The organism is Nonomuraea sp. 10N515B (genome assembly GCF_052245915.1).
Taxonomy (GTDB): Bacteria; Actinomycetota; Actinomycetes; order Streptosporangiales; family Streptosporangiaceae; genus Nonomuraea.
The window spans coordinates 13715-36664 of record NZ_JBQQBQ010000034.1 but is presented as its reverse complement, the minus strand read 5'-3'; the positions used below and the strand labels follow the sequence as shown (position 1 = coordinate 36664).

The window sequence follows — 22950 nt, the reverse complement described above, 5'->3', positions numbered from 1 at the left end:
GCGGAGGGTATGGGATTCGAACCCATGAGGCCATCGCTGACCTGGCCGCTTTCAAGGCGGCTGCACTCGTCCACTATGCGAACCCTCCCGTGCGCCAACCACGATAGCGGCTGCGGTGACACGGGTGTACGTTCAGGACGTGGCGGATCTCAACGTCGAGGTGGCGCGTGCTGACTCCGGCACGATCGTGCGCCTGGTCGGCGATCTCGACAAGCTCACCGCGCCGTTGCTCAAGGAACGCCTGCTGAAGCTCTTCGCCGACGGCCGGGTCGAGATCGTCGTCGACGCGAGGCGGCTCGAGTTCTGCGACTCGAGCGGCCTGTGGGTGCTGGTCGAGCACCAGCGCAGGGTGGCAGCGCAGGCGGGCTGCTTACGCCTGGTCGGCGTGCATGGTGTGCTGCAGCGCGTCCTGGACGTGACCGGCCTCAAGGCCGCCTTCGACAGCGTGGTCCTGGCCGAGCTGTGAGGGTCACCGGTCGCCCAGTTGGGAGAGCAGCCACCTGGGACCCACGATCTCCGCGCCCAGCTCGCTGACCCGCTCCCGCAGCCCCCGATCCGCGGTGACCACGACCACCCGCTCCCACGGCCGGCTCTCCCGCACGACCTCCACGATCGCGTCGTCTCCGCTGCCGGCGGCCGCCACCACCTCGATCCCCGGAACGGCGGGCACGTGCTTGGCCGCCCCCTCGACGACCGCGACCACCCTCGGATACCACTGCGCCAGCACGGGATGGCCCAGCCTGAGTCCCGCCACATCCTCAAGCAGCCGCGTCGCCGCCCCCACGCGATCGCGCCACCAGCCATGCTGGGCTCGCGCGCCGACGATGTTGGCCACGTCGAGCACGATCGTCTCCGGCCTGATCGCCCCCTGGATCTCGCCCCATGTCGCCGCGAACCCCGGATGCAGCTTCCGCCCGGCCACCTCGTCCAGCGCCAGCCAGCGCAGCTCGGTGCTCTCGCGGTTGGCCGGCGCCGCGGACAGCCGCTCGGCCGATGCCGCGATCACCGTCTCGAACGCCCACCCGCCGTGATCGTCGAGGTAGACGCCCTGCACCCGCAGCCCTTCGCCGCGGAGCGCCGCCTCCTCGTGAGCCTCGCGCAACGCGCTGGTGACGGCGTCCTCGTGGCTGTCCCGCGCCCCGCCGGGCAGCCCCCACGTGCCGCCATGGTGGCTCCACCAGGAACGTTTCTGCATGAGCACGTACGGCACGCCCACGTCGTCATGGTGCACGATGAGCAATCCCGAGGCCCCATGCACCCCCCAATGCCTGTGGCCTAGAGAGCACTCGGCCCACCCATCGCCGTCCTTAGCCGCCATGGTGGGATTGTCTCAGCCTCCGCCCTTGGAGAAATGCTGATAGTCCTTCGCCCCGGACCAGTAGCCGCCCCACTCCCAGCCGACCTGAGCGAAGGCCTTCACCACCTTGTCGCCAGGATTAATCACACCTTTGCCCTTCATTGGGCGCTCGGTGTACTTCTCGGCATTTTCGTGTGCCGTGCTGCCACTTGCGGTGACATATGGGTTCTGCTGGGGATTGATGTCTATCGCTTCCCCGTAGGCGTGGTTGGACCAATTACTGGAGCCGGTCGCCTTGCGGCAGTTGAAGGCAGAGGTGTTGTTCGCCTCGATCGAGGCGAAGTCGTCAGCCTTGTACGCGTCCACCAGCTTCATCTGGTAGACCGGCCAGCGCCACCCGTACAGCTTCTTGAAAACCGTCACGATGTCGTCGGTCACCGTCTTGCGCACGACCAGCTCGCCGGTGTGCGGCTTGTTGTCGAACCCCCAGTAGGACAGCGTGACCAGCCGCAGATCCCGGTAGTGGACCGGGCAGCCGGGCCGCCACGAGTACGGCAGGCGGTCGCGGGCTACGTTGGACACCTTGGCGCTGAACTCGGGCGGCGAGGCCGGTTTGGTCGGCGTGGCCGTCGGCGAGCCGGGTGTCTCGTATGCGGGTGTGGACGTCGTGGGCTCAGGAGCGACCGACGCGATCGGCTCGGTCGCGGCGCACGAAACGGACGCGAGCACCACGAACGCCATGGTTGCAGCACGTTTCATCCACCCACCATATGCGACGTCTCGCCAGGTCAGGGGACTATCAGCACCGTACGGCGAGCCCTGCCCGTCAACGGCGGCTCCCACCGCGGGTCCGTACTTCCGCCGGACATGGCTCAGTTGTCGTGCTTGCCGCGACGTGCCAGCTCACGCAGGGCGTCCGCCGCGTAGATCACGATGGCGACGAAAGAGAGCGCGGCGAGCGAGCCGCCGACCCACAGGTCGTTGACCGTCGCGTGGACGTACGCGGCGCCCCTCGGCTGGTAGCCGACCGCGAACGGGGCCGCGACCAGCCACAGGCCGCCGAGGAACAACAGGACCAGGGCGGAGACGCCCAGCTTGGCCTTCATCGGTTCTCCTCCACTCCGACCAGGGGAGCCGTGCCGTTCCTGCGGTGCTCACCCGTCTTCAAGTCCTCACGCAGCGCCTCGACGAGCGGGGCGAGCAACGCGGCCAGTTCGGCCGACGACGCCTGAGGCGCGCTCGGCACGGCCTCGGGCTCCGGCTCGGCCACGCGCGGGCGCACGGCCACCACCCCCCGCGCCACCAGCTCCTCATGCAGGGCCATGGCGAAGCTGACCACGCCTGCGAGCCCCACCACCGCCACGCCGAGACCGGTGAAGAACTCCGAGATCGTGGGGTCGGTCCAGTCGGCGTTCTCCGGTTGGGTGCCGAGGGCGAAGGGCGCGATCATCAACCACAGCCCGCCCAGGACCGCCAGGGACGCCGCGACGGCGCCCACGAACTTGCGAATCATTGCGAGATTCCTCCAGAGACGAGGTCTTTCTGCGGGGGCGTGGCCTGCGCGATCAGGGCACGCGAGGTGGGCCGCAGCACGGAACGCGCCACCGCCCTGGCGCGTTCGCGTTCGGAGCGATCGTCCGGCGGGGCCATCTTGGCGACCGCGGTGAGCAGCGCGGACGGCTCGCCGTTCGCCCGCTCGACGCGCTGGGCCACGAGCTCCAGCAGCAGCCCGGCGAGGACCAGGTCATCCTTGCTGAGCGGCTCGGACGCCGCGGGCGCCGTCGCGGGGCCGCGCAGCGGGAGCTCCTTGAGGAAGATCGTGGCCACGAAGCCGAGCAGCGCAATGGGCACGCCCACCATGAACACGGTCTCCAGGCCGCGCGTGAACGACTCCAGCACGATGTTCTTGATCGGCCCGGGCAGCTGCTGGATGGCACTGGGGCTGCCGAGCTTGACGTCCGAGCCGCCGGGCAGCGAGATACCTGCCGCCTTGAGCATCTCGGCCATTTCGTCCTTGAGCCGGTTCGTCAGGATCGCGCCGAACGCGGCCACGCCGACGGCGCCGCCCAGCGAGCGGAAGAACGACACGCCCGACGTGGTGGAGGCCATATCGCGTGGTTCGGCGCCGTTCTGGGCGGCCAGGATGAGCATCTGCATGGACAGTCCGAGGCCGACGCCGAGAACCGCCACGTCGAAGCCGATGAGCCACTCGCTGGAGTCCACGTGCAGCCGGGAGAGCAGGAACAGCCCCACGGCCACGATGAGCAGGCCCGCGACCGGGAAGATCTTCCACTTGCCGGTCTGGGTGACGATCTTGCCGGAGATCACGCCGGCCAGGAAGAGCGCCAGCACCATGGGCAGCGTCATCAGACCCGAGTTCGTCGGGCTGAGGCCCTTGACGATCTGCAGGTACTGCGGCAGGTAGATCATCGCGCCGAACATCGCCATGCCGACGAACAACGAGGCCAGGCTGGTGAGCACGAACGTACGGTTGCGGAACAGCCGCGGCGGCAGGATCGGGTTGCCCGCCGTCCGCTCGGACAGCACCGCGAGCGCCAGCATGAGCAGGGTGAAGGCGGCCAGGAAGTAGGTCCAGCCCGAGTTCCACGCGAACTCCGTGCCACCGAGGGTCAGCAGCAGCATGAGCCCGCTCGCGCCGGCCGTGATCGTCGTCGCACCCCAGATGTCGATCGAGGTGTTCCGCTTGACCGTCGGCAGCCGCAGCACCTTCTGGATCACCAGGAACGACACCAGCGCGAACGGCACCACGACGTAGAAGCACCAGCGCCAGCCGAGCCAGTCGGTGTCCACGATGAACCCGCCGAGCAGCGGCCCCGCCACCGTGGAGATCCCGAAGACCGCGCCCATGTAGCCCGAGTACCGGCCACGCTCGCGCGGCGAGACGATGTCACCCAGGATCACCTGGGAGAGCGCCGACAAACCGCCCACACCCAGGCCCTGTACGGCCCGCGCCGCGATCAGCTGCCCCATGTTCTGCGACAGGCCCGCCACCACCGACGACGCGACGAACAACGCCAGCGCCGACTGGAAGAGCAGCTTGCGCCCGAAGAGGTCGGACAGCTTGCCCCACAACGGCGTGGACACCGTCATCGTCAGCATGGTCGCGGAGGCGACCCATGAGTACTGGTCCTGACCGCCGAGCTCCCCCACGATCGTCGGCAGAGCCGTGCCCACAACCGAGGTCGAGATCATCGATGTGAGCATCGCGAGCATCAGCCCGGACATGATCTCGAGGATCTCGCGGTGGGTGTACGTCCGCTTCGTGGGGGAGGCGGCCTGCGCCTGGGCTACCACGACACCACATCCCCTTCATGCAGATTTATCCGACTCGAGTATACGTATGTTTACTAGCCGAGCGGCAAGTGGGGTCGGTCTTGAGTAGAGTTCGGGTCATGAACGCCGAGGTGACCCGGCCCCGCGGCAGGGAGGCCACCCGTGAACGGATCCTGCAGGCCGCCCGGACGTTGTTCGGCGAGCACGGCTACGAGCAGGTGACCATCCGCATGATCGCCGCCGCGGCGGACGCCAACATCGCGCTGGTCGGCCGCTATTTCGGCTCGAAGGCCGGGCTGTTCGGCGCGGTGCTGGAGGGCGAGCCGACCATCAGTGCGCTGTTTCGGGGCCCGGAGGAGGGGCTGGCGAGGCGGCTGGCGGTTTACGCCGCCGAGCGCATGCAGCACCCGCCGGACAGCCCGATCCTGCGCACGCTCGAACGCTCCGCCCGCCACCCCGAGGTCCAGGAGGTGGCCCGCGAACGTCTGATCGCCGCCGTGCTCGATCCGTTGCAGGCCCAGCTCGGCGGCGGCCCGGACGCTCTGGCCAGAGCCCGCATGGTGGCGGCGGTCTTCCTGGGCATCGGCGCCATGCGTCGCCGGCTCGGCCCGGAGACGCCGACGCCGGCCGACGTGGACCGGCTGACCGCGATCTTCCAAGCGTGCCTGGCCGAGTGAAACTTTCACCCCCCAAGGTCCTCCTGGCCAGGGGATATGCGGTGGGAAGCGATCCGATGTCTTTGACCGGCCCGCGACGCCTCCTACCATCCGGGAGTGCTGGTGGGAGCGCTCCCACATGACCGACGGAGTGATTTCATGTCTCGCAGAAGGCCCATGTTGGCGGTGCTCCTGACGGCGGCCGCCATGGCCGCGGCAGGGGCGGTCGTGTTCTCGTCCTCCACCGCCCAGGCCGCCGACTCCGCTTTCTACGTGGATCCCCAGACCAACGCGGCCAAGTGGGTGGCCGCGAACCCGAACGACAGCCGTACCCCCGTGATCAGGGACAGGATCGCCGCCGTGCCGCAGGGCCGGTGGTTCGCGACGTACAATCCGTCGACCGTGCGCGGCCAGGTCGACTCCTACGTCGGCGCCGCCGCCGCGGCCGGCAAGACCCCGATCATGGTCGTGTACGCCATGCCGAACCGTGACTGCGGCGGCGCCAGCGCGGGCGGCGCCCCCGACCACGCGTCCTACCGCGCCTGGATCGACCAGATCGCGGCCGGGCTGGCCGGCCGCCCCGCGTCGATCATCCTGGAGCCGGACGCTCTGGCGATCATGTCCAACTGCATGAACGCCTCCCAGCAGGCCGAGGTCAAGGCCTCCATGGCGTACGCGGGCAAGAAGCTCAGAGGCCAGGCCAAGGTCTACTTCGACATCGGCCATGACGCCTGGCTGGGCGCCTCGGAGGCCGCCTCCCGGCTGACCGGCGCGGACGTGGCCAACAGCGCCGACGGCATCGCGGTCAACACCTCCAACTACCGGGCCACGCCCGGGCTGGTGTCGTACGCGAAGAGCGTGATCGCGGCGACCGGCGTGTCCAGGCTGAAGGCCGTCATCGACACCAGCCGCAACGGCAACGGCCCGGCCGGCAGCGAGTGGTGCGACCCGGCCGGCCGCGCGACCGGCATCTGGAGCACCACGAACACCGGCGACTCCGCCATCGACGCCTACCTCTGGGTGAAGCCCCCGGGTGAGGCGGACGGGTGCATCGCGGGAGCCGGGCAGTTCGTGCCGCAGCGCGCGTACGACCTGGCCATCGCCGCCCCGTCACCCACCGCCACCCCGACCGTGACGCCCACCGTCACCCCGACCGTCACCCCCACCGTGACGCCGACCACCGGACCTGGCGGCTGCACGGCCACCTACAAGGTGACGAGCCAATGGCAGGGCGGTTTCCAGGGTGAGGTCACCGTGAAGGCCGGCTCGTCCGCCATCTCCGGCTGGAGGGTCGGCTGGACGTTCCCGAACGGGCAGACGATCACCCAGCTCTGGAACGGCAACCTCTCCGGCAGCGGCACGGTCTCCGTCACGAACCTGAACTGGAACGGCGCCCTGGCCGCGGGCGCGACCGCCTCGTTCGGCTTCACCGGCAACTGGACCGGCCAGAACGGCACCCCGTCCCCGGTGACCTGCACCGCGTCCTGACAGATTCGCCGGGCCCTCGATCCCCAGGGGCCCGGCGAAATATCCGCGCCTTCATTGCTGTTGCAACGAGCCAGGTCATCTATGCCGGCTCTGCGAAAGGCGCGTACCCATGGCTTTGCCGCTGTCCATCCTGGATCTGGCCCACATCGGCGAGGGAGAGACGGCGAGTGACAGCTTCACCGCCAGCGTGGCCTTGGCCCAGCGGGCGGAGGAGCTCGGATACCAGCGGATCTGGTACGCAGAGCACCACAACATGGACAGCATCGCCTCCTCGGCGACCAGTGTGCTCATCGCCCACGTGGCCGCGCACACCCGGACGATCCGCCTCGGAGCGGGTGGCGTGATGCTCCCGAACCACTCCCCGCTGACCATCGCCGAGCAGTTCGGCACGCTCGAAACCCTGCATCCGGGGCGCATCGACCTGGGCCTGGGCCGCGCGCCCGGCAGCGACCAGCAGACCATGCGGGCGCTGCGCCGCACCCCGGCCGCCGCGGACACCTTCCCCGAGGACGTGCTGGAGCTGCAGGGATACCTGACGGGCCAGTCACGGATCCCCGGCGTCAACGCGACCCCCGGCAAGGGGACCGACGTCCCGCTGTACATCCTCGGGTCGTCCCTGTTCGGGGCTCAGCTGGCCGCCATGCTGGGGCTGCCGTACGCGTTCGCCTCGCACTTCGCCCCGGCCGCGCTGGAGGAGGCCGTGGCGCTCTACCGGCGCGAGTTCAAGCCGTCCGAGCAACTGGCGCAGCCGTACGTGATGGCGGCGCTCAACGTGATCGCGGCGGACACGGCCGAGGAGGCGCAGGAGCAGTTCCTGGCGGCCAAGCGGCTGCGAGTGAGCAGGTTCCTGGGGCGCGGGCGCACGTTCACGCCGGAAGAGGCCGACCTGATCCTCGACTCGCCGGCCGGGCAGCAGCTCCTGCAGATGGCCAAGTATTCGGCCGTCGGGGACCCGGGCGAGGTGAAGGACTACGTCGACCGTTTCGCCGAGCACGCCCAGGCCGACGAGCTCATCGTCGTGTTCTCCGCGCCCGACAGGAAGGCGTGGCTGCGGTCGGCGGAGCTGCTGGCCCGGGCGTACGGGCTCTAGGCGGCTATTCGTGGTGCGGGCCGATGACATAAGGCCCGGTGGTCTCGGAAGCCGGCAAAGGGGACAGCCCCGCCGCGACCAGCTGGGTCCGCAACGTCATCACCGTCCGCTCCAGCGCCCTGATCTGCGCCTGGAGCCGCCGGATCTGGTCGCGCATCGCGGTTGAGGTGCTCTGTTCGGTGATCAGGTCGGTGCTGAGCTGGGTGGCCTGGCTATGCACCCGGCTCATCTGCCGCTCCATCTGGCTCAGCGCGTCCTCGTAGATCGTCTTCGCTCGGAGGAACGCCTCGGCGTCCACTTTGGACCGTTCTATCTCGGCCTGATGCTCGGCCTGCGCCAGTGCGGTCTGCTGGGTCTTCTTGTTGGCGTCGGTGGCCGACTTGAAGGCCAGGTACGCCACGCCGAGCGGGACCACGCCCACGCCGACCTGAATGAGGATGTCAGTCAGCCCGGGCATCACGGCCTCCTCCCACCGGCCGGATCACGCCTGTGTAGGTGATGCCGTCGTCGCTGTGCCAGGCGTTGACGGTCAGCGCGATAGGAAACTCGCTGCCGTCGCGACGCAGGCCCACCAGGGGGATGATCCGGCCGTCCAGCTCCGACTCGCCGCTGGCGCGTACCCGGGCCAGCCCGGCGGCGTGCTGGTCGCGGAAGCGGGACGGCATCAGCACCGTCAACGGCCGCCCGACGGCCTCGTCCGTGCTCCAGCCGAACAAGGCCGCGGCCTGCGGGTTCCACGACAGAATGACCCCGGACGCGTCGGCGACGACGACGGCCGTGGACCCCGTGCCCGGGAGCCGGTCCACGCTGACGGCCTCCGGCCAGGTGGCGATCAGCGCGATCCAGCCACCGAACGCCAGCCAGACCGCCCCGCCGACCCAGCCGCGTGGATTGTCGCCGGTGAAGGTCGAGACCAGATAGACCAGGCCGTAGAGCACGAGCAGGGCGGTGGCGGCGGCGAAGGCGACCCGGTCGGAGCGCATGAACGTCTGCACCAGGCACAGGGCGCCGATGACGCACCAGGCCACGGCCCAGACGGTCAGCGGGGCGAAGGAGGCCAGCATGGCGTAGCCGGGGGCGGTGCGCTGGTCGGCCGGTGCGAACGCCAGGGAGGCGGCGATGGCCAGGCTGAGCAGCCCGACGAACGCGAGAGACGCGCCGCGTCGTCCGATGCGGCGCATCACCCGTGCCACGACGTCGTTACTCACAGTGGCAAGATTAATGCACATCGTTAGCTCTGCGAGGGTGAATCCTTGGCCGTTGCTCAATGGGTCAGCCGGAACGCCGGATGACCGGCATGTATCCACCTCGCGCCCGCCCGCTCTCGGCCAAAGCTGCCCAGCTGAACGTCTCGTTGTGCACGTCGACCGCCGCCACCACGGCCCCACCGGCCCGGTCCACGGTGCCCAGCCACGCGAAACGCTCATCGGCCTCGTCCCGGTGCGTGATCCCTTCGACCATGAGCCGAAACCGCCCCGGCCCTTCGACCATCGAGAAGGTCACACCGGGGATGAACTCCCACCCGACGCAGGTGGACGGCCTGCCCGAAACGAGCCGGAACGTGGGAAGTTGCACGATGGGTTCGGCCGAGTAGATGACCAGCGTCGGTAGGGCGCCGCCAAAATAACGGGCATCCTCACGAGGGACACAGGATGGCACGCGGGGGAGTATGCCACCGGCACCACGTGATCACCTGAGAAAGACGTAACCGATCTGTGGCAGATCGTGGCCGGGATCTCTCGCCAACGTGGATGTCCCGCTGTATGACGGACGGGTGACCACGTCGATGAGAAGGAACATGTCCATGGAAAGCAGGCATCCCGCGCTCTCCCGGCTCGATGTGCTCGTCGGCCGCTGGACCGTACACGTCCCCGGCGTGGGCAGCGCATGGGCGGATTTCGCCTGGCAGGACGAGGGCGCTTACCTGCGCCAGGTGTCCGACATCGACGCGATGCCGGACACGGCCCCGCAGGCGTGGCGGGACAATGCCCCGTTCCCGACCACCGCCCTGATCGGCCTGGACGACGCGACCGAGCAGTTCACGATGTTGTACGCCGACGCCCGCGGCGTGCACCGGGTGTACCAGATGACGTTCGCGGGCGGCGAGTGGCGGATCTGGCGCGACGCCCCCGGCTTCAACCAGCGTTTCATCGGCACGCTGAGCCCGGACGGCGACACCATAGAAGCACGCTGGGAGCAGTCGAAGGACGGGATGACCTGGGACCTCGACTTCGAGCTCACGTACTCGCGCCCGCCCGCACGTTCATGACCGGCTCGTCGGCACCGGGTCGTGCCGACGCAGTGAACGCGATCGTCGCCCTCGCTTTCACCGCACGCCGCGCCACCTCTCCCATGGCCAGAAGCCTCCTGCTCGCAGGGGCCGCAGGTGTGGCGTTCGCCGTGTCATCGGTCCTGACCAAGACTGTGATGATAGACCTGCCCGCCGGCATCACCGGCGCCTCGCTTCCTGGCCGCACACACTCCGGCCGGTGACGCCGCCGCGCCCGCCCGAGGCGGTGGCACGACGCGGGACACCGTAACCGCCCTCGACCCGGACAACGCGGACACCGGCCGATCAGCGCCCTGCGTGTTCGCTTGACCTTGCCCGCAGGCGTGGCCCAGTCCGGTAGGGCCATCGGGACGCCCTGCACCGCGCGCGGCTGGGGACGCGACACCCCGGGAGCCGGCGAAGGCGGGCAGGCCGCTGCTCCAGGGTGAGCAGGCGATCAGCGGAACGCTCAGCCAGGGCGCCGGCCATGGCGGCGATCGCCAAGGGGCTCTCGCATGTGGTGATCGTATGGCGGTTTTGTGGGGTCCGACGCAATCGTTGGCCATGAGGCGATCGCACCGGGAGAGCCGGCTCTACGCCGTCTATCAGCCCGGTAACCGCTGATCGTGTGGGTAGACGGCCGGTTTGGGGGATGTCAAGCGTTTGATGCCATGGCCGCGCGTTGTCCCCCAAATACGGCTTCTGGTCACCACACCACCCATATGCCTCGCTGCGGACAGGCCGGGGCGAGAGTCGAATGGAGGAACCTGTGGTCAGAATGAGTCTGCGCTATGCCAGGTACGCACTCAGCACCCTGACGACTGCACTGTTCCAGCTGCCCTGCAGCTAACGGAAACACGGTCGGCCGGTCTACGGACCGGCCGACCGAGCCAGTCTGTGCCGTCAGATGAATTGAGGCCCCATGCTTGCCACAGCCGCTCGACAGCTCCGCTATGTCGCCACCGTGCTCCGCGGCGGCCGATTCGACGTTGACGCACTACGGAAAATGGTGGCCGACCTCCGTCAGACGCTTGACGAGTTCGGCGAGCCGGGTGAGGGCGCCAATGAGCTGCTGCCCGGCGGCGGTGTCGATGACCCGGAGATCCGGCGGTCGATGGCGGACCGGCGCCTGCGCCAGGCGATCCGCCAGGCTGCCGAGCACACTGCCTACTATCGGCTCTGGTTCAAGGAGCACGGCGTCGATCCGAGTCGCATCGGTCTCGATCAACTGCACCAGGTCGCGTCCACGCCTAAGTCGGCCTTGCGCGGCGCCGGTCCGGCGTTCGTGTCCGATCAGAGCGAACCGGTCCTGATGGCACAGACCACCGGCACCACCGGGACGCCGACCGTCGTCTGGTTCTCGCGCTACGAGCTGGAGCTGTCCGCGGTGCTGTCCGCGATCTCCTACCTCATGGTCGGTGGCGTGCGGGAACACCACGTCAGCATGTCGTGTGTCAGCTCGCGAGCGACCGTGGGCCTGATCTCGGTGCAGCGGGCGCTGGGCCTCGTCGGCGCCGGTTTCGTCGCGCAAGGACTGGTGGACCCGGGCATCGCGTTGGACCGGCTGGCCACGCCGCTGCACCTGCCAGGAAAGGCGCCCCACATCACCGACCTGTACACGGTTCCCTCGTACCTGGGGGCGCTCGTGCAGCGCGCCGAGCAGGACGGCTGGCAGTCCAGAGACTTCGGGCTGCGCCAGATCCTGACCGGAGCGGAAATCCTGACCGACGCGCTGCGCGACCGGGTACGCGAGGTGTTCGACGTGCCGGTCTCCGACGTGTACGGAATGACGGAGCTCGTGCCGACCACGGGACTGGTCTGCACGCAGCAGCACCTTCATCTGGCATCCGAGCAGGCCCACTTCGAGGTACTCGACCGGAACGCCGACACCCCGGCGCCGGTGGGTGAGATCGGCGAACTCGTGGCCACGCCGTACGTTCCCTACCGAGACACGACACTGCTCGTCCGGTACCGAACGGGCGATCTCGTCCGCCGGCTCCCGGACGAACCCTATGGCTGCGAGCTGGCCCAGCTCCCGGCCACGTCACCGATCGTCGGGCGGGCGAAACACTTCACCGGAGGTCCGACCGCCCGCGACATCCTGGAGGTGCTGCAGGGAGTGAGGGAGGTCCCGCTGCCCACCCGGTACGCGCTGACCGGCGATCCGCTCAAGCCCGATCTTCACGTCGTCGCACCACGCGGCGGCGGTCTGGCCGGCCGGATCGAGGAGCGAGCGGCGGCTCGTTCACTCCAGGTCGCCGACATCGTGCTCGTCGAAGAAGCCCGGGATCTTCCCGAGCCGTGCCGAGTGCGCGCGGACCTGTACGAGCACAGTTTCGAGACGTCGCCTTCATAGCGGCGATCACCTCTCTCGCCGGCCCGGAGACCCCATGTTCACCTTGCAGAACTTCGCGTTACTCGACCTCCTCATCGGTCTGACCGTGCTGCTCGGCCTCGGCTACGCGCACCGGTTCCGGCTGCCGCGACCGCCGGTAGGGCGTTTCACCACCTCCGACGTGCTCATCATGAGCTGTCTGGTGGTCGTGATGCCCATCACGTATCTCGCCATGCCGGCACCGGCCGTCTCCGCGGTGTTCGGCGTCATGTTCCTCGCCAGCGTCCAACTCGCGCTCGCGCCGTTGCTGGGGGGACGACCGGCCACGGTCGCCGCCGTCCTGCTCGTAGCCGCCGCGGCCGGAGCCGCCATCGCCGGGTACGGCACCTTGGTGCTGGTGCTCAATGTCGTCCTCATCATGATCGCCGTGATCGGTGTGACAAGTCTGTGGACGCAGACCGGGATGACAGCCGGGCACGTCGCGGCGTTCGCCACCGCGCTGGCGGTGTACGACCTGTTCGCTACTGGCCTTGGCGACATGACCGATCGGTTCCTGGCTCAGGTGGAGGGCTATCCGTTCGCGCCGCTCCTCGCCGTGACGAGCGGAGCCATACCGGTCGCGGCGGGCCTCGGCGACTGTCTGATCCTGGCGCTGTGGCCGATGGTGGCGACCAAGGCGTACGGCAGGCCCGCGGGATGGATCGGGGCGGCCACCGGCATCGGCCTGATCATCGTGGTGCAGATCGGATTCGCCACCGGCGTGCTCCGCTCGGGCATGGCATTCCTCACCGTGCTGGGGCCGGCAATCCTTGTTCAGTATCTGCTCTGGCGCAGGATCCGCGGGGCGGAACGCCGCACCCACCAATGGCTCGGTGTGCCGACGTCAGCGGTCGACACGTCCGGCCGAATCGACCAGATGGCGACCGCCCTGCGCACCGCCCGATCCGCGACCGACCTGCCGGCCGGCACCTGGGCGGCCGTTGATGACGATGCGGTCCTCGCACAGGGACCGACACCTGGGACGGCGCTACGAGCCGCACGCCGCGCCGGTTACCAGAACGTCCCGTTCATCAGGCAGATCTAGGGCCGGTATAGCAAGGCGAACGTCTCCCTCTGTTCAGGTGCGCCCGCTTTCGTCAGGATGGCGTGCGCACGCCGCCAAGCCGACCGGGCCGCGCCCTCTCTCCCCGTCCCCTGAAACACATGCCCCAGAGTGATCAGCGTTCTGGCCTGGGCGAGCCGCTGCCCGGTACGCCGGAAGATCCGCAGTGCCTCCTCACAGTGCTCCCCGCAGGAGACCAGCTCGCCCAGACCAAGGCATGCGGCCGAAAGGGCGCTGTGTGCTTTGCCCAGCGCCAAGGCGTACCCATTGCCTGCCAGGTGCCGGGCACAGTCGGCGAGGCTCAGCGCCTCGGTGTGAAGACCTCGGAAACGGGCCAGCTCCGATCGCGCCAGCAGCAGCTCCACCTGGTTCGGCCGATGGCTGGTGTGTTCGGCGATGGCCGCAGCCGCGGCGAGGCGGTCGTCGGCGTCTCCAGCATCCCTGCACCGGAGGCTCACCAGCGCCAGTCCGATCAGAGCGCGCACCTCGATTTCGTGGTTCTCGACGCTCTTGGCCACGGATATCGCCTCCGACAGGGCTTGGAGCGCGGAGTCATAGCGACCGGCCTCCAGATGCACGCCGCCGAGGGATTCCAGCGCCATGGCCTCCACGTACGGGGATCCGATCTCGCGCCCGACGGACAATGACCCGCTGAGCGTGGCGAAGGCGTCCTCGAGCCGGCCCATCTCCCGCTGAACCACTCCGAGGTTGGTGCGCACGACGGCCTCGAGCTGGCGCTTGCCGATCTCGATGGCCGCGGCGAGCGCCTGCCGGTGGCGCTCTTCAGCATCGCGCAACCGGCCGAGGTCAAGATACAGAGCCGCCAGGTTGCCGAGGCTGGACGTCTCGCCCGCGCGGTTGCCGAGTTCGCGGTCGATGGCAAGGGCTCGCCGGAACCGGCCGATGGCCCGCTCCGGCACCCCGGCCTGCGCGAGAGCCACCCCGCTGGCTCGCAGCACGGCCGATTCTCCCGCGCTCCAGCCCGCGCGGCGCAGGAAAGGCAGCGCCTGGCGGTAGGCGTCCATGGCGGCGTCCAGGTCGGCGATCCGCCACCGTATGTAGCCGATGGACATCAGCATCGCGCCCTGCCCCATGCTGTCCTGCTCCATGCGGGCGGACTTGAGCCCGAGTTCGGCGATGCGCAGGCACTCGGTGATGGGCCGTTTCCAGGGCAGGACATCTCTCAGGGCATCGGCCAGCCGCCAGGCCAAGGCGTGGGGGCCGCGCTCAGCCGCGCGGGCGATCAGCGTGGCGATGGTGTCCCACTCCCGGTCGAGCCAGTTCTCCGCGTCGGCCGTGTTGCTGAAGGAGAGGGGCGTCACGTCCGTGACCGGTCCGTCCGGCGCCGGTCCGACCACGCGTACATCGACGTGCTCACCTGCGGAGACGATGGTCCGCAGGTAGAAGTCCAAGTACCGGTTGATGGCGGTCTCGCGCTCGGCGGGCGGGTCCTCCGCCTCGGCCCGCTCCGCGGCGTACGTGACCAGCAGGTCGTGACAGGTATAGCGGTCCGGTCCCGCGTTCATCAGATGGACCCGCGCCAAGTCGTCCAGGAGCTTGGCCGTGTCCGTCGGGGAGTAGCCTGCCAGCGCCACCGCGCCCGCGACGGTGATGCCGGTGTTCGGCACCAGCCCGATCAGCCGGAACAGCCGCCGTCCCGCCGGGGCCAGCGCCTCGTGGGATCGTCCGACCGCGCCGCGCACCGCCGTGCGCCGATCGCCCGGGACCTCCAGTTGGGAAAGAAGGTCGTGATCGCCGAGCTCGGCCATGTACTGTGCGAGCGTCTTGTGCGGGCTGCTCGCCACCCTGGCGCCCGAGACCCGCAGGGCCAGCGGCAGGCGCGCGCAGAGTTCGGCCAGGCGCGCGGCGGCGTGCGGTTCCCTGCGGACCTTGTCCGGTCCCACGGTGTCGGCAAGCAGTTCGACGGCTTCGTCCGGATCAAGCACGTCCAGCGTGACGCGCCCGGCGGACTCCAGCGCCACCAGGCCGCTCAGCCGGTCCCGGCTGGTGACCAGGATCCGGGATCCGGTGTCGGGGGGTATCAGCGAACGGATCTGGTCCGGCTCGGCGGCGTTGTCCAGCACCACGAGAACACGCTGTCCAGTCAGGATCGACCGGTACAGGCCGATCTGGGCCTCCAGCTCCACGGGGATGTCCTCCGCGGGCCAGCCGAGCGCCTGGATCAAGCGCGGCAGCGCCTCGGCGGTGCTCATCGGCGGCGCCTGGTCGAACCCCCGCAGGTCGAGGAAGAGCTGCCCGTCGGGGAAGCGCTCCGCCACGTGATGCGCCCAGTGGACGGCGAGCGTGGTCTTGCCGACTCCGGCGCCCCCGACCACGAGGATCACCTGCGCGGCTGACACCTCGTCCAGTTGTCCGAGCTCCGCCCGCCTGCCGATCAGCCGGCCCACCGCCGGCGGGAGCTGCCGGGGAACGAGGCGGCGTACAGTCTGGCGCTCGGGCAGGGTGAGCGCCTCGTCGTTCCCCAGGATCGCCGCGTGCAGGCGCTGGAGCTCGGTGCCCGGTTCGACGCCCAGCTCACCCGCCAACACCGTCCGGACCCGGCCGTAGATCTCCAGGGCCTCAGCGCGCCTGCCGGACCGGTGGAGTGCCAGTATGAGCTGCAGCCAGACGCGTTCGTTGAGCGAGTTGGCTTCGGCGAGCGCCCGTAACTCGCCGATCAGCTCTTCGTGCAGGCCCAGCCGCAAGCGGACGTCGGTCCAGTCGGACCGGGCGGAAAGCGCCAATTCCTCCAGAACAGCGACGCGAGGCGTCACGGTGGAGGTGAGCAGCGCGTCCTCGGCAGGTCGGCCGCGCCACAGCGACAGTGCGGTCCGGTATGCGTCGTTGGCCGCGGCCAGGTCTCCATCGTTCGCGTGGCGGCGGGCCGTGCTCAGCATGTCCTCGAAGACGAGCAGGTCGAGCTGGGTTCGCTCGAGATTCAGAAGATAGCCGTGGTCCTGGGTGACGAGGTGAGGGACGACCGTTCGGCGGAGGCGGGTGACGTAGCTGTGGATGTTCGACACGGCGGACGCGGGCGGCTCTTCCCACAGGCAGTCGATCAGCCGCTCCAGGGAGACCGACGTATTGGGAAAGAGCAGTAACACGCCAAGCACGGACCGCTGTTTTCCCGAGAGGTGCACGGGCCTGTCTGCGGAGAGGGCCTGAACAGGACCGAGGATTCCGTACACGGTCACAGGCGGCTCCCGATCATCGTCGAGACACGTTGTACACCGGGCCGTCGAGGCCACGCAAGGCGACCTCGTGGTCACCCGCGCGTCCACGGCGATCTCGTCGGCAGCAATGTTCGGCACCGGCTGAGTACACTAGTGCCCGGCCGCGACTGGCGCAGGTGGGCCACCACCGGGGAACGGCCGTGACCCGATGCGAGCGTCGACCGCCTGGGCGCCTCCATCAGCGATGTCACGCTGAGGAGGCCAGATCGTGCAGCTGCGTTACGGACTCAACCCGCAACAAGCACAGGCGCACGCCACCCCGACGACCCCGGACCGCTGGCCGTTCCGGATCCTGCACGGACAACCGTCGTTCACCAACCTGCTGGACGCGCAGAACGCCTGGCAACTCGTGCACGAGGCCGCCCAGGCATTGGGCAGGCCCGCCGCCGCCTCGTTCAAACACGTCTCACCCGCGGGCGCGGCCCTGTCCGGGCCCATCGACGAGGTCACCGAGCAGCTCCATGGCATCGCCGGCTCGCGCATCACCGACCTGACCAGCGCCTACCTCCGCGCTCGCGACGCCGACCCCAAATCCTCCTACGGCGACCTCGCCGCCGTCTCCCACCCCGTCGACGCCGACCTCGCCGAACTCCTGACCGGAATGGTCTGCGACGGCATCATCGCCCCCGGATTCGAGCCCGGCACCGTCGAACGGCTCAGCTCCAAGAAGAACGGCCGATTCCTCATCCTGGAGGCGGACCCGGCGTTCACCCCTCCGCCGCAGGAGTCGCGGGAGGTCTTCGGCGTGCGCCTGACCCAGGACCGCGACCAGGTCCCGATCTCCCGAGACCTGCTGGACCTCGTCGTAGGCGCGCCGTTGCCCGAGACGGCCGCCGACGACCTGGTGCTTGGCCTGATCGTCCTGCGCTACACCCAGTCGAATTCGGTCTGCTACCTGCGCGACGGCATGACCCTTGGCATAGGCGCGGGCCAGCAGTCCCGGGTGGACTGCACCCGCCTGGCCGGCGCCAAGGTCGACACCTGGTGGCTCCGCCGTCACCCGACGGTGCGCGCCCTTCCCTTCGTGCCCGGGTTGCGGAACCAGGAGAAGATCAACTGGCGGGTTCGCTTCATCGAGGGCGGCCTCACCCCGCTCGAGCGGCGCCACTTCGCCCAAGCCCTGACAGAACCGGTCGACGAGCTGACGCCCGACCAGCGTGCCGAGTGGAGCCGCCGTCTTAGGGAAGTCGCGTTCGTCTCCGACGGCTACCTGCCGTTCCGCGACAACATCGATCATGCCCAGCGCCACGGCGTCACCTACATCGCCGAGCCGGGCGGATCCATCCGGTCCGACGAGATCGCGGACGCCTGCCGCGAGCACGGGATCACGCTGGCCCGCACCGGCCTACGGCTCTTCCACCACTGAGCGTCATTCCTGGCCGGGCCGGGCCGCGTGACCGCCGCCCCCCGTCACCTCGGCTTCAGTGACCGGCTCCCTGGAACTCGGCGGTGTTGTCCGCCCGGGCCGGCAGAAGCAGGGCGGTGATGACCACGGCCACGGACAGCACTGCGCCGATGATGAAGGCCAGCCGCATGCCGTCGAGGTTGGCGAGCACCTCCGTGACTCCCGCCGACCTCAGGGCATCGGCTCGCGCGCTCATCACGGTGATCACGAGCGCGGTGCCGAAGGCCGCCGCGACCTGCTGCAGCGTGCTCAGGATCGAGCTGCCGTGGGAGTAGAGCCTCGGGGGAACCGCTCCGAGCCCCAGAGTGAACACCGGGGTGAAGGTCGCGGCCAGACTCACCATCATCAGCGCGTGCAGACCGAGCAGCTGCCAGAACGGCATGGTCATCGTGACCTGGGTGAAGCCGGCGAGCGAGAGCGTGATCCCGATGGCGCCGGGGATGACCAGGACCCGGCCGCCGAACTTGTCGAACAGCCGGCCGACGGTCGGGCCCAGCAGTCCCATCGCGAGGCCGCCCGGCATCACGAGCAGTCCGGTCTCCAGGGCGCTGAGCCCGCGGACGTTCTGCAGGTAGAGCGGCAGCAAGATCATCGAGCCGAGCATCGCCATGAAGGCCACCGACATCAGGATCAGCGCGACCGTGTAGGTGCGGTGGCGCAGGGTGCGCAGGTCCATCAGCGGCACACCGCGCTTCTGCAACGACAGCTGGCGCACGACGAAGACGACGATGGCGGCCAGGCCGGCCGCCACGATCGCGGCCGCGACGCGGATGTCACCGCCCTCGAACTGGCTGAGCCCGTAGACCAGGCCGCCGAAGCCCGCACCCGCGGTCACCACGCTCAGCCAGTCGATGGTGCTGAACTGAGGCTCTCCGACGTTCTTGAGCTGCTTCAGGCCGCCCCAAGTGATCAGAGCGGCGATGGGGAGCACCACGGCGAACAGCAGCCGCCAGGACCCGAATTGGAGGATCACCCCCGAGACCGTCGGGCCCATCGCGGGCGCGACCGAGATGGCCAGGGTGACGTTGCCCATCACCCGGCCCCGGTCCTCCTCGGGCACAACCTGCATCAACGTGGTCATCAGCAGCGGCATCATCACGGCCGTCCCGGACGCCTGGATGATGCGGGCGCCCAGCAACACCTCGAACGACGGCGCGACGGCGGCCAACGCCGTGCCGAGCAGGAACAAACCCATCGCGGTGGAATAGGCGCGGCGGGTGGACACCCGCTGCAGGAACCATCCGGTGATGGGGATGACCGCGGCCATCGTCAGCATGAAGGCGGTCGAGAGCCACTGCGCGGTCTGCTCAGTGATGTTGAGCGCCCCCATCAGCCGCGGGATCGCGTTGATCATGATCGTCTCGTTGAGGATGACCACGAATGTGGCGAGCACCAGCAGCCGGACCACGGCTGGGGTGCGACCTGCGGGGGTCGCCAATTGGGCAGGCGAGTCGAGCTGTGGGCTGGACACGGCACCTCGATCTGGGTTGTCGGACAAAACAGGGTGATGGCTGGCGTCGCAGCCCTGGGTCTCACAAGAAGTTGTGGTCATGCAAGACTGACCGCCCCCACCGACAAAACTCATCGCCCCGCCCCAGGATTCCGGCAAGCGATGCGAAATGTCACCCGGTTTTCACCGACGGCGGACGACGACCAGGCCGGGCCGGACGCGCGCGAGGTCACCTCATCGGCGTCGGCCATCGGGGCAGCGGCAACCGGTGAAACCCGGTCGAGGGCGCCGTGAAACCGGCACCCTCGACAGTGAAGCCATGAGCATCACAGAACTCGAACGTACCGGGGGCGGCCCGGCCCACGCAGGTGGCGCCGATCTGGCCGTACGTGCGGAAGGTCTGGTGAAGACGTTCGGCGAGCACCGTGCCGTCGACGGGATCGACCTGGACGTACGCCCCGGTGAGATCTTCGGCGTCCTCGGCCCCAACGGGGCGGGCAAGACCACCACGCTGCGGATGCTGGCCACCCTGTTGAAGATCGACGCGGGCCGTGCCGAGATCTTCGGGGTCGACGTGGCCGGCAATCCGCACGTGATCCGCCAACTGGTCGGCGTCACCGGACAGTACGCGTCGGTCGACGAGAACCTGACCGCCCGCGAGAACCTCTGGCTCTTCAGCCGCCTGCAGGGCATCGCCGCGCCGCGCGCCCGGCGCATCGCCGTCGAGCTGCTGGGCCAGTTCGGCCTGGAGGAGGCCGCCGACAGACCGATCGCGCAGTTCTCCGGCGGCATGCGCCGGCGGCTCGACCTGGCGGCCAGCCTGATCACCAGGCCGCCACTGATCTTCCTCGATGAGCCGACGACCGGTCTCGATCCGCGCACCCGCGGTCAGATGTGGGACACCATCCGCGGTCTGGTCGCCGACGGCTGCACGGTGCTGCTGACCACGCAATACCTGGACGAGGCCGACCAGCTCGCCGACCGCGTCGCCGTCATCGACCACGGCCGCAAGGTCGCCGAAGGCACTCCCGACGAGTTGAAGACCGCCGTCGGCAACTCCACCCTCCAGTTGCTGCTCGCCGATCCGGGCGAGGTGTCCGCCGCCGTGGAGGTCTTGCGGCGTGTCCTCGGTTCCGACCCGGTCCTCAGCCCGGAGCAGGGCCGCCTCAACGTCGCCCTCGACCAGGCGGACCTGGCGGCGGACGTATTGATCGCGCTGCGCACCGCAGGGGTGTCGATCTCCTCGGTCAGTGTGGCCAAGCCCAGCCTGGACGAGGTGTTTCTCGCCCTCACCGGCCACGAGACGGACAGGGACGACGAGACCGGCACGGAGGAGAACCGATGAGCACCATGATCGCACCCGCCCGCGAGGCGGTGCGGGCCGCCGACCGCGTGGCGGCCGCCCGGCGGCGCGTCTCCATGGGGGAGACGCTCGCTCAGACCCTGACGATGGCGTGGCGGGCGCTCAAGAAGATGCGCCGCAACCCGGAGCAGTTCTTCGACGTGGCGTTGCAGCCCCTCCTGTTCACCGCGATGTTCGCCTTCATCTTCGGCGGCGCCGTCGCCGGCGACGTGGAGAGCTACCTCCCTCTGATGATCCCCGGCATCATCGCCCAGACCGTGCTGACCACCTGCATGGCCACGGGCACGCAACTCCGCGAGGACATGGAGAAGGGCGTGTTCGACCGGTTCAAGTCGTTGCCGATCGCCCGGATCGCGCCGCTCGCCGGCCCGATGGTGGCCGACCTGCTGCGCTATACGATCGCGGCCACGCTGACCTTCGCCATGGGCCTGCTGATGGGCTACCGCCCGGGTGGCGGAGCGGGCGGCGTGCTCGCCGCGATCCTGCTGGCGATCTTCACGGGCTGGTCGCTGGCGTGGGTCTTCACCTGGGTCGGCACGATCGCCCGGAGCGCCCAGGCCGTGCAGGGCATCTCTATGATGATCTTGTTTCCGCTGACGTTCCTGTCGAACGCGTTCGTTCCCGTCGAGACCCTGCCCGGCTGGCTGGCCGCGTTCGTCCGGGTCAACCCGGTCTCACACCTGGTCACGGCCGCCCGCGACCTCGCCAACAGCGGCGTCGTCAGCGGAGAGGTGGCCTGGACGCTGCTGGCGTGCCTGATCGTCATCGCGATCTTCGCGCCCCTGTCGGTACGCAGCTACAAGCGGCACATGTGACCTCCGCCCGTCACGACCGGAGACCTGCTCGACGAGACTCCGCGCCTCGTCGAGCAGGTCGGAGCCACGCCGGTCGCCGTACTCGGCTCGCACGGTGGCGATCATCCCCGGCGCGGCCCGCTCGGCGTACGGCTCGATCCGCTCGAAGGCCATGCTCGGCATGAGGCCGTTGTACGCGAACCGCTCGGCCAGCACCAGCAACCGGATCGCGTCGCCGGGAGCCATGACACCCCGCAGCAGCCCCCAGGCGCCGAGCGCGAAGAGCATGCAGCCGCACAACGGGTAGTCGATGACAGGGCTTTCCGCGGACAGCAGGTCGTGGCCGCCGAGGATGGAGAACATCTCCTCGCCGTACCGGACGGCTTCCGGCGAGGCGTGGTACGCATACGCCGTCAGGGTGACCGACTCCGCGACGATCGTCCACGGCAGGGACCCGCCGTTCAGTATCCCCGGCAGGCGCAGGTCACGCGCCCGCTGGACGGCCCGGCGGTATTCCGTGAGCGCGGCGGCCGTCTCGCCGCGGGCCAGAGCGAGCTCGGCCGCGCACAACGAGACCATCGCCATTCCGCCGAGCACTGCCTCGTTGTCGTTGATCCGGGTGATCGCGGCGAGTTCGGCCTCCGCGGAGCCGAGGTCGCCGTCGATGATCGCGGAGGTCAGCAGCAGCGCGCGGAGCTGGGTCTCGTCGTCGGCGGCGCCGAGCCGGCTCAGCACGGGAATGGCGGTCCGCGCGTGTCCGACCGCCCGCCGCCGGTCGCCGAGACGCATGACCAGGTGGGCCAGCACGGCATGCAGGATCGCGGGGAACCACGGCCCGTCGTCCTCGCGGAGCATCGTCAGCGTCTGCTCCGCGGCCTCGATCGCCCCAGCCACGTCTCCCGCGTTCTCCAGGACGTGAACGCTCGTGTGCGTCGCCGCCAATGCCAGGTCATCGTCGGGGCTCCGGCGCAACTCCGACAGCACGCGTCGCAGGTCGGGGCCGTCGGCCGCGAGCGCCACCGTGGCCATCGCCGCCACGCGGGAATCCGTCGCGTCACTGGTGGGCAGCGCGCCGAGAAGATCCCGCAGCGGATCGTCCCGGCGATCGGTGATGATCATGACGTTCATGAGCATGATCAACGTGGCGGCCCTGGTCGCCTCGACGAGGTGCGGT

At 69.3% G+C, this 22950-nt stretch carries 20 protein-coding genes, 1 tRNA gene and 1 riboswitch; of the genes, 10 read left to right on the top strand and 11 right to left on the bottom strand.

All coding sequences use genetic code 11. The annotated features are described in order from the left end of the window. Nucleotide 1 precedes the first annotated feature (1 nt). Nucleotides 2-88, bottom strand: a tRNA-Ser gene (locus tag ACTWQA_RS37185). Nucleotides 89-139: 51 nt separating this feature from the next. Between ACTWQA_RS37185 and ACTWQA_RS37180 the strand changes: the two genes are divergently transcribed. Continuing rightward, entirely contained in the window at nt 140-466 is a 327-nt protein-coding gene (locus ACTWQA_RS37180; protein WP_443163644.1) for an STAS domain-containing protein, read from the top strand. 3 nt (nt 467-469) lie between these two features. On the opposite strand, the gene ACTWQA_RS37175 is transcribed toward ACTWQA_RS37180, so the two are convergent. The 5 genes from ACTWQA_RS37175 to ACTWQA_RS37155 all read right to left on the bottom strand — a co-directional run bounded on the left by ACTWQA_RS37175 (nt 470) and on the right by ACTWQA_RS37155 (nt 4612). After that, nucleotides 470-1231, bottom strand: a complete 762-nt coding sequence (locus ACTWQA_RS37175) for an NUDIX domain-containing protein (RefSeq protein ID WP_443163643.1) — start codon at nt 1229-1231, stop codon at nt 470-472. Between the two features lie 99 nt (nt 1232-1330). Continuing rightward, nucleotides 1331-2038: a M15 family metallopeptidase gene (locus ACTWQA_RS37170; protein WP_305914073.1), complete on the bottom strand. Its 708-nt coding sequence runs from the start codon at nt 2036-2038 to the stop codon at nt 1331-1333. Nucleotides 2039-2169: 131 nt separating this feature from the next. Then, a complete protein-coding gene (locus tag ACTWQA_RS37165) occupies nt 2170-2403 on the bottom strand; it encodes a hypothetical protein (RefSeq protein WP_443163642.1) in 234 nt (77 codons plus the stop codon). After that, nucleotides 2400-2810 carry a hypothetical protein gene (locus ACTWQA_RS37160; protein ID WP_443163641.1) on the bottom strand — a complete coding sequence of 137 codons (411 nt, stop codon included), beginning with the start codon at nt 2808-2810 and terminating at the stop codon, nt 2400-2402. The genes ACTWQA_RS37165 and ACTWQA_RS37160 overlap by 4 nt, the downstream gene beginning before the upstream one ends. Continuing rightward, a complete protein-coding gene (locus ACTWQA_RS37155) occupies nt 2807-4612 on the bottom strand; it encodes an MDR family MFS transporter (RefSeq protein ID WP_443163640.1) in 1806 nt (601 codons plus the stop codon). Before ACTWQA_RS37155 ends, ACTWQA_RS37160 begins: the two co-directional genes overlap by 4 nt. A 98-nt stretch (nt 4613-4710) precedes the next feature. Here ACTWQA_RS37155 and ACTWQA_RS37150 point away from each other — a divergent pair, with 98 nt between their 5' ends. From ACTWQA_RS37150 to ACTWQA_RS37140, 3 genes are all read left to right on the top strand, one after another. Next, entirely contained in the window at nt 4711-5268 is a 558-nt protein-coding gene (locus tag ACTWQA_RS37150) for a TetR/AcrR family transcriptional regulator (RefSeq protein ID WP_443163639.1), read from the top strand. Nucleotides 5269-5406: 138 nt separating this feature from the next. After that, nucleotides 5407-6735 (top strand): glycoside hydrolase family 6 protein, encoded by a 1329-nt coding sequence (locus ACTWQA_RS37145; protein WP_443163638.1) that lies wholly within the window; start codon nt 5407-5409, stop codon nt 6733-6735. Nucleotides 6736-6844: 109 nt separating this feature from the next. Further along, on the top strand, nt 6845-7825 hold the full coding sequence (locus ACTWQA_RS37140; protein ID WP_443163637.1) for an LLM class flavin-dependent oxidoreductase: 981 nt from the start codon (nt 6845-6847) through the stop codon (nt 7823-7825). 4 nt (nt 7826-7829) lie between these two features. Here the strand turns inward: ACTWQA_RS37140 and ACTWQA_RS37135 are convergent, their stop codons facing one another. From ACTWQA_RS37135 to ACTWQA_RS37125, 3 genes are all read right to left on the bottom strand, one after another. Next, on the bottom strand, nt 7830-8282 hold the full coding sequence (locus tag ACTWQA_RS37135; protein WP_443163636.1) for a hypothetical protein: 453 nt from the start codon (nt 8280-8282) through the stop codon (nt 7830-7832). After that, entirely contained in the window at nt 8266-9033 is a 768-nt protein-coding gene (locus tag ACTWQA_RS37130; RefSeq protein ID WP_443163635.1) for a PAS domain S-box protein, read from the bottom strand. Before ACTWQA_RS37130 ends, ACTWQA_RS37135 begins: the two co-directional genes overlap by 17 nt. A 64-nt stretch (nt 9034-9097) precedes the next feature. Further along, nucleotides 9098-9484 (bottom strand): hypothetical protein, encoded by a 387-nt coding sequence (locus tag ACTWQA_RS37125; protein WP_443163634.1) that lies wholly within the window; start codon nt 9482-9484, stop codon nt 9098-9100. 145 nt (nt 9485-9629) lie between these two features. On the opposite strand from ACTWQA_RS37125, the gene ACTWQA_RS37120 reads away from it, so the two are divergent. The 3 genes from ACTWQA_RS37120 to ACTWQA_RS37110 all read left to right on the top strand — a co-directional run bounded on the left by ACTWQA_RS37120 (nt 9630) and on the right by ACTWQA_RS37110 (nt 13513). Continuing rightward, nucleotides 9630-10094, top strand: a complete 465-nt coding sequence (locus tag ACTWQA_RS37120) for a hypothetical protein (protein WP_443163633.1) — start codon at nt 9630-9632, stop codon at nt 10092-10094. Between the two features lie 922 nt (nt 10095-11016). Continuing rightward, nucleotides 11017-12450 (top strand): phenylacetate--CoA ligase family protein, encoded by a 1434-nt coding sequence (locus ACTWQA_RS37115; RefSeq protein ID WP_443163632.1) that lies wholly within the window; start codon nt 11017-11019, stop codon nt 12448-12450. 34 nt (nt 12451-12484) lie between these two features. After that, nucleotides 12485-13513 (top strand): hypothetical protein, encoded by a 1029-nt coding sequence (locus ACTWQA_RS37110; protein WP_443163631.1) that lies wholly within the window; start codon nt 12485-12487, stop codon nt 13511-13513. Here the strand turns inward: ACTWQA_RS37110 and ACTWQA_RS37105 are convergent. Beyond that, nucleotides 13510-16671, bottom strand: coding sequence for a BTAD domain-containing putative transcriptional regulator (locus ACTWQA_RS37105; RefSeq protein ID WP_443163697.1), 3162 nt, complete (start codon nt 16669-16671; stop codon nt 13510-13512). The genes ACTWQA_RS37110 and ACTWQA_RS37105 overlap by 4 nt on opposite strands. A 186-nt stretch (nt 16672-16857) precedes the next feature. Continuing rightward, nucleotides 16858-16942: riboswitch (ZMP/ZTP riboswitch) on the top strand. 30 nt (nt 16943-16972) lie between these two features. On the opposite strand from ACTWQA_RS37105, the gene ACTWQA_RS37100 reads away from it, so the two are divergent. After that, nucleotides 16973-18130: a phosphoribosylaminoimidazolecarboxamide formyltransferase gene (locus tag ACTWQA_RS37100; RefSeq protein ID WP_443163630.1), complete on the top strand. Its 1158-nt coding sequence runs from the start codon at nt 16973-16975 to the stop codon at nt 18128-18130. A 55-nt stretch (nt 18131-18185) separates the two neighbouring features. Here the strand turns inward: ACTWQA_RS37100 and ACTWQA_RS37095 are convergent, their stop codons facing one another. Next, nucleotides 18186-19640 (bottom strand): MDR family MFS transporter, encoded by a 1455-nt coding sequence (locus ACTWQA_RS37095; protein WP_443163629.1) that lies wholly within the window; start codon nt 19638-19640, stop codon nt 18186-18188. A gap of 298 nt (nt 19641-19938) precedes the next feature. Here ACTWQA_RS37095 and ACTWQA_RS37090 point away from each other — a divergent pair, with 298 nt between their 5' ends. Both ACTWQA_RS37090 and ACTWQA_RS37085 read left to right on the top strand, forming a co-directional pair. After that, the gene (locus ACTWQA_RS37090) at nt 19939-20964 is read left to right on the top strand and encodes an ATP-binding cassette domain-containing protein (RefSeq protein WP_443163628.1); all 1026 of its coding nucleotides are present in this window, start codon (nt 19939-19941) and stop codon (nt 20962-20964) included. Beyond that, on the top strand, nt 20961-21797 hold the full coding sequence (locus ACTWQA_RS37085; RefSeq protein ID WP_443163627.1) for an ABC transporter permease: 837 nt from the start codon (nt 20961-20963) through the stop codon (nt 21795-21797). Before ACTWQA_RS37090 ends, ACTWQA_RS37085 begins: the two co-directional genes overlap by 4 nt. The last annotated feature ends 1153 nt before the right edge of the window (nt 21798-22950 follow it).